General features: G+C 68.7%; 13 protein-coding genes. 5 read left to right on the top strand and 8 right to left on the bottom strand.

Annotated features, from left to right (window positions below):
* The first annotated feature begins 24 nt into the window (after positions 1-24).
* The 3 genes from F8A92_RS00300 to F8A92_RS00290 all read left to right on the top strand — a co-directional run bounded on the left by F8A92_RS00300 (position 25) and on the right by F8A92_RS00290 (position 2,951).
* The gene (locus F8A92_RS00300; protein ID WP_153502588.1) at positions 25-735 is read left to right on the top strand and encodes an enoyl-CoA hydratase/isomerase family protein; all 711 of its coding nucleotides are present in this window, start codon (positions 25-27) and stop codon (positions 733-735) included.
* Between the two features lie 222 nt (positions 736-957).
* On the top strand, positions 958-2,232 hold the full coding sequence (locus F8A92_RS00295) for an ABC transporter substrate-binding protein (protein WP_153502587.1): 1,275 nt from the start codon (positions 958-960) through the stop codon (positions 2,230-2,232).
* A gap of 62 nt (positions 2,233-2,294) precedes the next feature.
* On the top strand, positions 2,295-2,951 hold the full coding sequence (locus tag F8A92_RS00290) for a superoxide dismutase (protein ID WP_267130028.1): 657 nt from the start codon (positions 2,295-2,297) through the stop codon (positions 2,949-2,951).
* A gap of 103 nt (positions 2,952-3,054) precedes the next feature.
* Here the strand turns inward: F8A92_RS00290 and F8A92_RS00285 are convergent, their stop codons facing one another.
* Positions 3,055-4,587 (bottom strand): AMP-binding protein, encoded by a 1,533-nt coding sequence (locus F8A92_RS00285; RefSeq protein ID WP_153502586.1) that lies wholly within the window; start codon positions 4,585-4,587, stop codon positions 3,055-3,057.
* Between the two features lie 114 nt (positions 4,588-4,701).
* Between F8A92_RS00285 and F8A92_RS00280 the strand changes: the two genes are divergently transcribed.
* On the top strand, positions 4,702-5,778 hold the full coding sequence (locus F8A92_RS00280) for an NADH:flavin oxidoreductase (protein WP_153502585.1): 1,077 nt from the start codon (positions 4,702-4,704) through the stop codon (positions 5,776-5,778).
* A gap of 156 nt (positions 5,779-5,934) precedes the next feature.
* Here the strand turns inward: F8A92_RS00280 and F8A92_RS00275 are convergent, their stop codons facing one another.
* The 4 genes from F8A92_RS00275 to F8A92_RS00260 all read right to left on the bottom strand — a co-directional run bounded on the left by F8A92_RS00275 (position 5,935) and on the right by F8A92_RS00260 (position 8,895).
* A complete protein-coding gene (locus tag F8A92_RS00275) occupies positions 5,935-6,324 on the bottom strand; it encodes a phage holin family protein (protein WP_153502584.1) in 390 nt (129 codons plus the stop codon).
* A 172-nt stretch (positions 6,325-6,496) separates the two neighbouring features.
* Positions 6,497-7,237, bottom strand: a complete 741-nt coding sequence (locus F8A92_RS00270; protein WP_153502583.1) for a hypothetical protein — start codon at positions 7,235-7,237, stop codon at positions 6,497-6,499.
* Between the two features lie 6 nt (positions 7,238-7,243).
* Entirely contained in the window at positions 7,244-8,479 is a 1,236-nt protein-coding gene (locus tag F8A92_RS00265) for an NRAMP family divalent metal transporter (protein WP_228389077.1), read from the bottom strand.
* Positions 8,476-8,895 (bottom strand): hypothetical protein, encoded by a 420-nt coding sequence (locus F8A92_RS00260; RefSeq protein WP_153502582.1) that lies wholly within the window; start codon positions 8,893-8,895, stop codon positions 8,476-8,478. The genes F8A92_RS00265 and F8A92_RS00260 overlap by 4 nt, the downstream gene beginning before the upstream one ends.
* A 196-nt stretch (positions 8,896-9,091) precedes the next feature.
* On the opposite strand from F8A92_RS00260, the gene ribA reads away from it, so the two are divergent.
* Positions 9,092-10,606 (top strand): GTP cyclohydrolase II, encoded by a 1,515-nt coding sequence (ribA, locus tag F8A92_RS00255; protein ID WP_153502581.1) that lies wholly within the window; start codon positions 9,092-9,094, stop codon positions 10,604-10,606.
* Here ribA and F8A92_RS00250 read toward each other — a convergent pair.
* Genes F8A92_RS00250 through F8A92_RS00240 form a run of 3 tightly spaced genes read right to left on the bottom strand, consistent with a single transcriptional unit; the run spans position 10,585 to position 12,482 of the window.
* Positions 10,585-10,965, bottom strand: a complete 381-nt coding sequence (locus F8A92_RS00250; RefSeq protein ID WP_153502580.1) for a 6-pyruvoyl trahydropterin synthase family protein — start codon at positions 10,963-10,965, stop codon at positions 10,585-10,587. The genes ribA and F8A92_RS00250 overlap by 22 nt on opposite strands.
* Before the next feature lie 18 nt (positions 10,966-10,983).
* Positions 10,984-11,949 (bottom strand): MDR/zinc-dependent alcohol dehydrogenase-like family protein, encoded by a 966-nt coding sequence (locus F8A92_RS00245; RefSeq protein ID WP_153502579.1) that lies wholly within the window; start codon positions 11,947-11,949, stop codon positions 10,984-10,986.
* A complete protein-coding gene (locus F8A92_RS00240; RefSeq protein ID WP_228389075.1) occupies positions 11,946-12,482 on the bottom strand; it encodes a DUF6328 family protein in 537 nt (178 codons plus the stop codon). Before F8A92_RS00240 ends, F8A92_RS00245 begins: the two co-directional genes overlap by 4 nt.
* Between the last annotated feature and the right edge of the window lie 267 nt (positions 12,483-12,749).

The following is a 12,749-nucleotide window of genomic DNA, read 5'->3' as shown; positions in this document are numbered from 1 at the left end:
CACTACCCCAGGAGGACCTGCTCGATGAGCATCCAGACCGAGACCGACGGCGCCGTCCGAATCATCACGCTGGACAACGCGCGGCGCGCGAACAGCCTGACGTGGCAGATGCTCGACGAGCTCGTCGACGCGCTCGAGCAGGCCGGCGCCGACGAGGGCGTGCGCGGCGTGCTGCTGCGCGCGAGCCACGACGCGGGCTTCTCGGCCGGGATGGACACCTCGCTGTTCGAGACCGACGATCCCAACCGCGCGTACGACATCATCACCCGGCTCGGCGACGTCTGCCAGGCCGTGAAGGACTGCCCGGTGCCGGTGGCTGTCGCGATGCGCCGGTACGTCGTCGGTGGCGCCCTGGAGATCGCCGCGGCCGCCGAGTTCCGCGTCGCCGCCCCGGGCACGTTCTTCCAGATGCCCGAGGTCCGCATCGACATCCCCTCGGTGCTGGAGACGGTCAACCTGCACCGGCTGATGGGCTGGACCCTCGCCACCGAGCTGGTCCTCACCGCCGACAAGTACGACGCGGAGCTGATGCTGCAGCGCGGCTACCTCAATCGCATCGAGGAGGACCCGGAGGCAGCCTGCACCGCGCTGCTAGCCAGCACCGCCGAGAGCAGCCGGCACGTCATCGCGCAGCAGAAGCGGCTGAACAACCGCTGGCGCAACCTGCACGAGCGCGAGGCGATCGACGACACCCGCAACGAGTTCGCACTCGCGTTCACCCGCCGCCAGGCATAGCCCCGGCGGCCCGCTCCAGGGTCGGCCGGCATCCGCACGTCTCAGCGCTCCCCGGGCATCGGGCCAGGCACGCGCTGCTCGGACCACCCGCCATCCAGTGCAGACGCTGTGCATTGCGCAGGTCACACCCGAGAATTGGGCATTTCGGTTTACACGGGTGTAACGGCCGCGCCATGCTCTAACCGGAAAGTTTGCTTCGCTAAGGATTCTGGAGTGCTCCACATGACTGTTCGCAAGACCCTCCTCACCGGCACCGCAGCCACCGTCGTGGCCGTCGTTGCACTGACCGGCTGCAGCACCAAGGCGCAGGGCGGCGGCGACAGCGGTGGAGGCAAGGGCGACGTCAAGACCGACCTCGGCGTCACCGACGACACCATCACGCTGGGCGCGCTCACCGACGCGTCCGGCGTCTTCAAGGCCACCGGCCTGGCCAACACCCACGGCAACGAGCTGTGGGTCGACGACATCAACGCCGCCGGCGGCATCTGCGGGCGCCAGATCAAGCTCAACGTCCAGGACCACGGCTACAAGGCCGACAACGCCGTGCCGCTCTACGAGAAGATGAAGTCCGAGGTCGCGGCGATGATCCAGGTCAACGGCTCGCCGGTGCTCGCGGCGCTGAAGCAGAAGCTCACCAACGAGAAGATGCTCAGCATCCCCTCGGCCACCGCGTCGGTGAACCTCGACTCCGAGTCGATCCTGATGATCGGCCAGACGTACGACGTGGAGATGGTCAACGGCCTGGCCTACCTGCAGAAGGAAGGCAAGATCGCCGACGGTGACAAGATCGGCCACATCTACGTCGACTCGGAGTACGGCCAGAACTCGCTGCTGGGCACCAAGGCGTACGCCAAGGAGCACAAGATGGAGGTCGTCGAGGCCACCGTCTCGGCGAGCGACACCGACATGACGGCGACGATCACCAAGCTCAAGGAGGCCGGCGTCAAGGCGATCGCGCTGGCGGTCACCCCGGGAGCGCTCGGCTCGGTCGCGCTGCAGAACGTCGCGCAGGGGCTCAACGTGCCGATGATCGGCAACAACCCGACGTACTCCGTCTCGCTGCTGAAGGACCAGGCGACGTCCCAGGCGCTGCAGCAGAACTACCTCTTCCTCAACTCGGTCGACGCCTACAGCGACACCGACAATGCCGCGATGGTCGATATCGCTGAAAAGTACAAGAAGAAGTACCCCGAGGAGCCGGAGAAGGCGATCCCGTCGGGCTACGTCTTCGGCATGGCGTTCGAGCAGATCCTCAAGAAGGCCTGCGACAACGGCGACCTGACCCGCGCCGGCATCCTGAAGGCGCGCGAGCAGATCACCAGCGTCGACACCAAGGGCCTGACCGGCAAGCTCGACCTCTCCAAGCACGGCGAGCCGACCAGCCGCGAGGCGTACATCCTGAAGGTCGACCCCAACGCTCCCACCGGCCTGGTCAAGACCGGCGATCTGTTCTCCTCCAAGGAGGCCGACGAGTACAAGGCGCCCTACCAGAAGTAGTCTGCGAGCAGGCCCCACCGCGGCTCGGCAGCCGCATTGCACAAAAGGTCAGGTGGGGCAGAATGGTGACGTCCGACGAGAAGGAGAAACGAATCATGGCGAAGTACTCGCTGCCCGACCTTCCATACGATTACGCAGCGCTCGAGCCGCACATCAGCGGCGAGATCATGCAGCTGCATCACGACAAGCACCACCAGAAGTACGTCGACGACGCCAACGCGGCGCTGGAGAAGCTGGGCGCGGCCCGCGAGTCCGGCGACTTCGCGACCGTCCCGATGCTGGAGAAGAACCTCGCGTTCAACCTGGGTGGGCACACCAACCACTCGATCTTCTGGAAGAACATGAGCCCCGAGGGCGGCGACCGTCCCGACGGTGACGTCGCGGCCGCGATCGACGAGTTCTTCGGCTCGTTCGAGGCATTCCAGGGCCAGTTTGAGGCCGCCGCGACCACGATCCAGGGCTCCGGCTGGGCGATCCTGGCGTGGGACTCGATCGGCCAGCAGCTGATCATCGTGCAGCTGTGGGACCAGCAGGGCAACGTCCCGATCGGCCTCACCCCGATCCTCATGCTGGACATGTGGGAGCACGCCTTCTACCTGCAGTACAAGAACGTCAAGGCCGACTACGCCAAGGCGTGGTGGAACGTGGTCAACTGGGCCGACGTCACCGAGCGCCTGGCCAAGGCGCGCACGGCCACCCAGGGCCTGATCGTCGGCTAGCTCCGGCGTCCACCCTGCGATCTGCGGGGGTGTGGGACACGATAATCAGCGATTACCGTGTCTCGCACCCCCGCAGATTCGTTTCTCAGGGCAGCGCGTGAGCTCAGGACCGACCGGCGTACTGCTGGCGCAGCAGCTTCTTCTGCAGCTTGCCGGTCGGCGTCCGCGGCAGCTCGTCGACGAAGTCGATCGTGCGTGGCGCCTTGAAATGCGCGAGGTGCGCCCGGCAGTGCTCGATCAGCGCCGAGGCGACCTCCTCGTCGCTGCGCTCGGACGGCGTCCGGATGACGACCGCCTTCACCTGCTCGCCGAAGTCCGGGTCCGGGACGCCGATCACCGCGGCGTCCTGCACGTCGGGATGGGTGATCAGCAGATCCTCGATCTCCTGCGGGTAGATGTTCACACCGCCGGAGATGATCATGTGCGACTTGCGGTCGGTCAGGAACAGGTAGCCGTCCTCGTCGACGTACCCGACGTCGTCGACGGTGGCCATCGTGCCGTCCGGTGACTGCTGCTGAGCCGTGCGCTCTGCATCGCCCTTGTAGCTGAAGTTCGTCGCCCCGCGGAACCAGATGGTGCCCTCCTGCAGCGGCGGCAGCTCGTTGCCCTCTGCATCGCGGATCACGATCTCGCCGAGGATCGACTTGCCCACGGTGCCCGGGCGCTCGAGCCACTCCTGGGAGCTCGCGCAGCAGAAGCCGTGCCCCTCGGTGGCGCCGTAGTACTCGTACAGCACCGGACCCCACTCGTCGATGACCTGTCGCTTGAGCTGCGGGGGCATCGGCGCCGCGCCGTGCACGACCGTCTTCAGCGTCGAGATGTCGTACTTGTCGCGGGTCTCCTTCGGCAACCGCATGATCCGGTTGAGCATCGTGGGCACGACCTGGGTGGTGGTCACGCCGTACTTCTCCACGAGCGCGAGGAACTGCTCGGCGTCGAACTTCTCCATCACGACGCTCGTCGCGCCCAGCCGCACCGCGCCCAGCAGGGCGCTGTGCGGCGCCGAGTGGTACAGCGGGGCGGTGCTCAGGTACGTCATCTCCGGCGTCAGCTGGAAGATCGCGTTCGTGAACTGGTACACCGGCAGGTTGTCCGTCGGGTCGGTGTCCGGGATCGGCCGGATGATGCCCTTCGGGCGGCCGGTGGTGCCGGAGCTGTAGAGCATGCCGCCACCGAGCCGCTCGTCCTCGATCGGCGTCGCCGGCTGCGGCGCGATCAGCGCCTCATAGCTCTCGAAGACCCCGTCGGCGGGTACGCCGGACACCAGCCAGCGCCGTACGCCGGGGCACCGGTCGGGCAGCGACCGGATGGCCTCGAGCGTGGTCGCGTCGCACACCACGACGGAGGCCTCGGCGTCCGCCACGATGTACTGCAGCTCGTCGGCCTGCAGGTGGGTGTTGATGCACACGAAGCGCAGCCCGGCCCGCTCGGCGGCGGCCTTGCAGAAGATGTACTCCGGGGTGTTGCTCAGCACCAGGGCGACGGTGTCGCCGTTCTGCAGCCCGAGCTCGCGGAACAGGTGAGCCGCCTCGTTGGCGTGCTCCTCGTACTCGCGGAAGGAGTACACGCGGCCGCTGCCGGCCATGATGATCGCCGGCTTGTCGGGGGTCCGCCTGGCGTGCTCGGTTGCGTACAAAGGGCCTCTCCTCGTGTCCGGCAGATATGACTCTCGTGTCAACTCTCAGGGTGCCATGCGAGCCGACCGAGCACCAGGGCGTCCCACCCGCCGCCGAGGGCCGTCTACTCTCAGATGGTGTTCTCTGACGATCTGACCTTCACCAGCGGCCGTACGATGTCCAACCGGTTCGCGCTGGCACCGCTGACCAACTGGCAGAGCAATGACGACGGGACGCTCTCCGACGACGAGTTCCACTGGCTCGTCGCGCGTGCCCGCGGCGGGTTCGGCATGACGATGACCTGCGCGGCGTACGTCTCGCCGGAGGGCAAGGCGTTCCCCGGCCAGCTCGGCATCTCCTCCGACACCCACCTCCCGGGACTCACCCGGCTGGCCGAGGCGATCAACGCCGAGGGCAGCATGTCCGTCGTCCAGCTGCACCACGGCGGACGGCGCGCGTCCGCCGACATCTCCGGTCACGAAGCCGTCGCCCCGTGGGACGACGCCCGGTTCGGCGCGCGAGCGCTCACCACCGGCGAGGTGCAGCGGGTCGTCGAGGACTTCACCGCGGCCGCCGTACGCGCCGAGCAGGCCGGCTTCGACGGCGTCGAGCTGCACGGCGCGCACGGCTACCTGCCCTGCGCGTTCCTGGACACCAAGAACAACGACCGCACCGACCAGTACGGCGGGTCGTACGAGAACCGGACCCGGATGATCCGCGAGATGATCGACGGGGCGACCGCGGCGACGAGCGCCGGGTTCAGCGTGGGCGTGCGGCTGTCCGGCGAGCGGCACGGCGTCGACCTCGGCGAGATGAAACGGCTGGCCGGCGAGGTCATGGCCGACGGCCGCCTGGACTACCTCGACATGTCGCTGTGGGACATCGCCAAGCTGCCGCACGACGACACGCAGGAGCGCAAGCCGCTGATCGAGCACTTCACCGGCATCCCGAGGGGCACCACCCGGCTCGGGGTGGCCGGGACCGTCCGCGACGCGGCACAGGCCCGGTGGGCGCTCGACCGCGGAGCCGACTTCGTGTTCGTCGGGCGCGCGGCGATCCTGCACCACGACTTCTCGCGACGCGCGATGGACGATCCGGCGTTCGCCGCGACGCCGACGCCCGTCACCGCCGACTACCTGCGCTCGGAGCACCTGGGCGAGGCGTTCGTCGAGTACCTCGGCACCGCCTGGGACGACTTCGTCGTCCGCTAGCCCCGGCTGAGCCGCGACGAGGGGCCTCGGACCGCCCAGGGTCTCCTCAAGACGTCACCCGAGAGGCGCCTTGTCCATCCGGAGTGGACAAGGCGCCTCTCGCGCGATCGTTCGGTGAACGGTGGTGCGAGACGGGATGTGGGCAGGCGGTCGCGCTCAGCGATCGAGGCGGTCGCGGTCACCGCCGCGGTTGAGGACGGCGTACAGCACGCCGCTCACGACGCTGATCACGATGGAGCCGAGGAGCGCGGCCAGGAATCCGTCGACGTGGAAGCCCAGGGACAGCTTGCCGGCGATCCACGAGCTGAGCAGCAGCATCAGGGCGTTGATGACGAGCAGGAACAGCCCGAGCGTGAGCAGCACGAGGCAGCCCGACACCAGCGTCACGACCGGCTTCACGAAGACGTTGACCAGCCCGATGATGATCGCCACGCCGATCAGCGTGAAGATCTTGTCGGTGTCCGAGCTGCCGGTCAGGGTGATGCCCGGTATCAGCCAGGCGGCGAGGGCGGTCGCGAGCGCCGTCGCGACGAGGCGAGCAATCATGCCCACAGTCTGGCAGTGCAGGCTGCCGACCGCATTCCCGACGTCGCGAGGCCCTCGCCGCCGGCGTCCGCCGCACCTCCGCGCCGGTCGCACCCCTCCCGGCGACCCGCCGCCGGTCGCACGCCTCCCACTCCACCAGGATCAGCACCTGGCGGGGCGCCGGGCGGTCTCGCTACGCGCCGCGGCGCGGCTCGCGGACGTGTCTCGGGGCCTTCGGTGGGCGCAGCTCGCCGTAGTCGGCCCCCGCGCCGACGTCGATCCGGCCGCCCGCCCAGTCGATGTGGACCGCCTCGCTGAGCTGCAGGTAGCGGGCGTGCCGATGGATCCGGCCCACGACCGCGGCCAGCAGCGCCGGCCCCTGCTCCGCGCGTCGCTCGTACCCCAGCATCGAGCCGGGTCGTCCGGCCGGTCCCACGATCAGCCCGGTGACATACGCCGAGGACAGCGTCGAGCCGCTGTAGGCGAGCCGGACGTCGAGGATCCGGTCCTTCTCGCGGGCCTGCGGGCCGGTGAGCCGCAGGTTCGACAGCCGGTTGAGGCTGTGCACGTGCGGCTCTCCCTGCGGCTGCACCTGCGCCACGCCGTCCCGCGACCGGTCGAGGTGGACGGCGCTGTCGAGGGCGCGAACCGCGCGGATGTCGATGCGGCCCGGCGTGTTGCGGTCGGAGCGGACGGGGACGAGGCCGTGCCAGCCGCGCAGCAACCGTTCACCCGTCCGGCGACCGCCGAACCGGGGCAGCAGCGCCGGTGCGCCGACCAGGATCCCGGTCAGGCTCAGCTCGCGCTCACCCGAGGCGGTCAGCTCCAGGTCGTCGACCTTCCCGGCGAACAGCCCGTCGCTGTCGATGATCTGCCGATCCAGCAGCTCGAGGTTGGCATCGAGCTCGTGGCGGTCAGGGTTCGTCCGAGTCATCGGTGCTCACTTCCCCATGCCGGTGATGATCATCAGTGGGAGGGCCGCCAGCGAGATGATCGTCAGCAGGATCAGGTAGACGACGCCCAGACCGTTGGCCAGCCTTCCGTTGACGTGGTCGCCGAGATACCTCCGGTCGTTGGCGACCACCAGGATCGGGAAGTAGGTCAGCGGGAGCGCGACGGCGGAGAACACCACCGAGATCTCGGTGACCATGATCGGGTCGACGGTCGTGAGCAGGACGCCGACCGCCGCCACGATCGAGACCAGGACGATGGAGTGGAACGCCGCGGCCTCGCGCGGCCGTACCAGCTTGCCCCACTGGAAGCCGAAATACTGGGCGATGCTGTAGCCGATCGACAGTCCCGTCTCGCAGGCCGCTCCGAACGTCGCGGCCACGAACCCGAGCAGCATGATGGCGACGCCGACCTTGCCCAGCGCCATCGCCACCGGCAGGCCGACCGCGCCGAGGCTCTCCACGGACGCGTGCGCCGGCAGCAGAACCAGGGTGGCCGCCCCGGCGATCGACAACGAGAGCAGGCCGCCGAGGGGGAAACCGATGAAGACGTTCGCGCGCATCGTGGCCAGGCTGCTGGGCTTCCAGTGCTCCTCGACGCCGCCGGAGGAGAAGAAGAACACCTCGTACGGCGTCATGGCCGCGCCGAACAAGGCCACGAAGTAGAAGGCGTACGTCGTCCACGACTCCTCGCCGGGTTTGCGGGCGAGCAGCGCGTCCAATCCGAACGCCGACCAGCTGGGACCGAGCTGCCAGACCGCGACGGCGAAGACGATCAGCGACAGCCCGGCGAGGCCGACGACGTTCTCCATCGCCGCGAACTTCGCTCTCCAGAGCACGACCCACAGCAGCAATGCGAGGAACGGGACGATCAGCAGGTAGCTCACCGAGCTCAGCAGCTCCAGCGCCAGCGCCAGGCCACCGATCTCGGCGACCAGCGTCAGAAAGGTGACGGCCATCGACGCCACCAGGTTGGCCAGGCCGACGCGCGGGCCGAGGCGCTCACGCACCAGGTCGAACGTCGCCCGCCCGCTGACCGCCGCAATGCGGCCGGACATCTCCGAATAGACGCAGATGCCCAGCACACCGATTACGACGGCCCAGGTGAGCGACATGCCGAACCGGGATCCGACGACAGCGTTCGTCACCAGGTCTCCCGCGTCGACGAACCCGCCGATCGCGGTGAGGATGCCGAGCGCGACACTCAGGAGCTTCTTCAGCTTCATTGCAGCTTGCGCTCCTCGTCCAGCAGCTGCTTCTGCAGGTCGGCGGTCTGCTCGATCAGCGTCGCGGGATCCCCGTCCCCGGCCATCGCGATCCGGCTGCGCACGAGCAGGTCGCCCGCCTCCCGCAGCAGCGCCGCGATCTCGTCATGCATGTCGAACAGCTCCGGCGGCGGGTACAGGTCGGCGAAGTCGTCGATGCTCGACAGGCCGGAGTCCTGGGCGTTCGTGGTGGTCATCGTCGCGTACGCCGTCGGCAACCGGTCCTGCTCGCGGGCCTGCATAGCCACCCGGGTGATCGCCAGCTGCCCGGCGACGTCGTGTGCGATCTGGCCGGCGTCCGAACGCCAGCTGGAGCTGCTGTCGGGCGAGCTCGCGCAGCCGGTCGCCCCGGCCAGGACCGCCGCGAGAAGCAGCACGAGGGGCCGTCGGCGCCGTATGGCTGATCTCGGTGGTATCGGGTTATAGCTGGAAACCTCGCGCACCTGCTTCCCTTTCGGCTCGCGCCTGGCGGCGCAGTCGTGGAGACGTTCTCATGCCTAGCACATGGGGTGTTCGGCTTCCTTGAGTGCTGATCGGCTGCAAGGATCTGTAGTACCCAGCACGGCGTAAAGCATGCGTGCCGTCGGCGAAGAGACGCTCCCGAGCGTCGGACGATGGCGACGACGCACAAAGCGTGCCAATGTGTCCACCATGAGCGCATCGATCGCCCCCGTCAGCCGCGTCGCCGCAACGCGCCTCCCCTGTCGTCACGGTGTTTTCCGGATGCTCGGGTATCGCGACGGTGACGGCACAGAGCACATCGCTTTGACGATGGGCGATCTCGGCAACGACAACGGCGCGGGACCGCCCACGGTCCGTCTGCACTCGGAGTGCCTGACCGGTGACGGATTCGGCTCCTACCGCTGCGACTGCGGCGAGCAGCTGGACGCGGCGCTCGCGCAGATCGCTGCGGTGGGACGAGGCGCGGTGATCTACCTGCGCGGCCACGAGGGCCGCGGGATCGGCTTGCTGGAGAAGCTTCGCACCTACGAGCTGCAGGACGACGGGCTGGACACGCTGGATGCGAACGTCGAGCTGGGTCACTCGATCGACGCGCGCTCGTACGACGCCGCAGCCGGGATCCTGCGCGATCTCGGCGTCGACACGATCACGTTGTTGAGCAACAACCCGGCCAAGGCCCTCGCGCTGCACAACCTCGGCATCAAGGTGGTCGGACGGGATCCCTTGTGGGTCCCCAGCCGCCCTGAGAACGCCCGCTACATCGACACCAAGATCAACCGCATGGGCCATGCCGCCCCGCCGCAGGACGACTGCTGGGCCGATCTCCTCCAGATGCAGACGCCCGCCGTCGCCGTGGGCCCGACGTCGAGGATGCTGGTGGACCGTTACGGACCGCTGGTGCGCCACGACGGCCCGCTGGTGATCGCGCAGATGGGACAGAGCGCCGACGGCTTCATCGCCTCGCGCACCGGCGACGGTGCGGAGCTGACCTCGGACGCCGACCGCGAGCACCTACACCGGCTGCGGGCGCTGGTGGACGCGGTGGTCGTCGGCGTCAACACGGTCGCCGCGGACGACTGCCAGCTCACCGTGCGGGCGGTTCCGGGGCCGAATCCGGTCCGGGTGCTCATCGACCCGAACCGGCGGATCCCGCCGCATTCGAAGGTCCTGCAGGACAACCAGGCGCCCACCCTGTGGCTGGTGGACGCGCGCACAGCTGCCGCCGCTCCGACGCCGTCCACCGCCGCGCACGTGGAGGTGGTGCCGATGGAGTCGCACGACGGCACCTTCGAGCCCGAGGCGATTCTTCGCGAGCTCGCCGCCCGTGGTCTCCACCGGGTACTCGTCGAGGGCGGCGGTCGCACGGTCTCCCGGTTCGTGCAGGCGGACGTCCTCGACTACCTGTTCCTCACGGTGGCCCCGACGCTGCTCGGCGACGGCGTCCCTGGGATCCGCTTCCAGGGCACGGATCTCGTCCGGGACGCGCTACGGCCGCCGGTGCACCGGCTGCTCATCGACAACGACACCTGCCTGCGCTTCGACCTCAGCCACCGCGCGACGCCGCCGACGCTGGGCATGGAGACCGTCGCCGAAGCCCTGCGTCGTCAGGACAGCGACCTCCGATAGCTGCACCAGGCGTCAGGGTGCTCGCGGAGGACGACCTCGATCTCCGATATGTCAGGGATATCCATCTGCTCGGCGAGCGAGTCGGCGACGAATTTCGCGAGGTTCTCGGTGGTCGTGAGCAGACCCGCGGTCGCAGGGTTGTCGTCCAGGTTGGTGTACCTCAGCCCGCCGAGGATCTCCTGCAGCGTGTCGGTGGCCGCGCCGATGTCCAGCACAATCCCGTTCTCGTCGACCGCGTCGCGACGGAAGGTCGCCTCCACCACATAGGTCGCGCCGTGCAGGCCCTGCGCCGGTCCGAAGACCGGTCGCGGAAGGGAATGGGCCACCATCATGTGGCCGCGTACGGTCAGGCTGAACATGCGTCCTCCTCGGATCGCTCAGTAGTCCACAACGTGGCAGATCTCCGTGGACCCCGTGCAGACGCGGTCCATCGTTGCGACGATATCGGCGAACGCGCTCCGACCGGAGACGAAGTGCTCGTAGCGGTCGTCGCACAACGCCTCCATGGACAGCTCCAGCCGGTCGCGGTAGGAGCGCCGTCCTCGCCGGGTCGGTGAGATCTGTCCGACCTGGCTGGCCCGAATGCTGAGCCTGCGGCTGTGGAAGGTCTCGCCCAGCGGTACCTCCGGAGCGTTGTCGCCGTACCAGGACATCTCGATCAGCTCGCCCTCGTTCGCCAGCAACCGCAGGCCGGTCGCCAGCCCCGCTGCCGTGGCCGAGCAGTGCACGACGATGTCGCACTCCGGCGACGCGTCCCCGGGTTCGACCAGCCGGACGCCGAGAGCCTCGGCGAGAGCCGCCCTGTCGGGGTTGACGTCGACGAGCTCCAGCCGGGCCAAGGGGAACTGCCGCAGCAGGCCGGCCACCATCGCGCCCACCATGCCGGCGCCGATCACCGCGATCCGATCGCCGTACGCCGGTCGGGCGTCCCAGACGGCGTTCACCGCGGTCTCCATCGTCCCGGCCAGCACGGCGCGATGCGAGGGCAGCTCCGGCGGCAGCACGACGAGGTCCGCGGCGTCGATGACGTACCGGTCCTGGTGCGGGAACAGGCAGAACACCCGCTCGCCGACGAGCTCCGGCGGCCCCGCCTCGACGACGCCGACGTTGAGGTAGCCGAACTTCACCGGGCCGGGCCAGTCGCCGGACTGGTGCGGCGCGCGCAGCGAGATCCGCACCGCCTCAGGCACACGGGCGGCATGGACGATCGACTCGGTGCCCCGGCTGATCCCGGAGTGCAGCGTGCGCACGAGCGCCTGGCCCGGGCCGGGATCGGGCAGCCGCTCCTCACGCACCTCCCCGCGGCGGGGGCCGGTGTTCCAGTAGGCGTTCGCGGTCGTCATCGCTCCCTCATCCCCTCAACCTGCTCGTCGCGCTGTTCGTCAGAGCCGCTCTCGCCCCAGAATCGTGCCGCGCCGTACGGCACCGCCCCGATGAGCCCGCTCACCACCGCCGCGAGCGCCACGAGAGCGACGATCCCGGCAGTCCGCCCCAGCACGACGTCGAAGACGAAGGACGCGACACCGGCGACCAGGACGGCGATGCCCGCGATGGACAGCCGGGCGATCCGCTGGCCGAGTGCCACCAGCTGCGGCTTGCGCCGCTGACGGAACAACCGCCGATGAATCGCGATGGGCACCAGGATCAGGGTGACGTTGACGGTCGCCAGCACGACGAGGAACAGATAGAAGGTCAGCTGGACGCCGTCGAGATGCTGGAAGCGCGACTGGAAGGGCAGGGTCAGCAGCAGGCCGCCCAGGACCTGCAGCCCGGTCTGCAGCACGCGGAACTCCTGCAGCAGCTCGTCCCAGTTGCGGTCAGCGCGCTCGGTCGCGGTTTCCTGGCGTCCGTCGTCAGCGACGTCCGACTCCTCCATCCCGGCCTCCAGTCATCGGCTGCGTCGCGGAGAGCTCAGCCGCGACGCATAAGAAGCGACAGGGTCGTAGTCTTCTACAACCCCGCCGCCTCAGGAAGGTACCGTCCCGGTTCAGCACCGACCGGCACCCGGACCGGAGCCGAGGAGCGCTTGCTCGGCGCCGCCCACTCCTCGTCGCTGTCTTCGGTACCCACTCACCGCAGCCCCAAACATCGGTTCTCCGTTTCGGTACCACCCTTGCGCCTGCGCATGTAGTGTCGAAGTAGA

The sequence above is a fragment of the Cumulibacter manganitolerans genome (assembly GCF_009602465.1).
In the GTDB taxonomy this organism is placed as follows: domain Bacteria; phylum Actinomycetota; class Actinomycetes; order Mycobacteriales; family Antricoccaceae; genus Cumulibacter; species Cumulibacter manganitolerans.
This window is presented reverse-complemented; position numbering and strand designations above follow the sequence as displayed.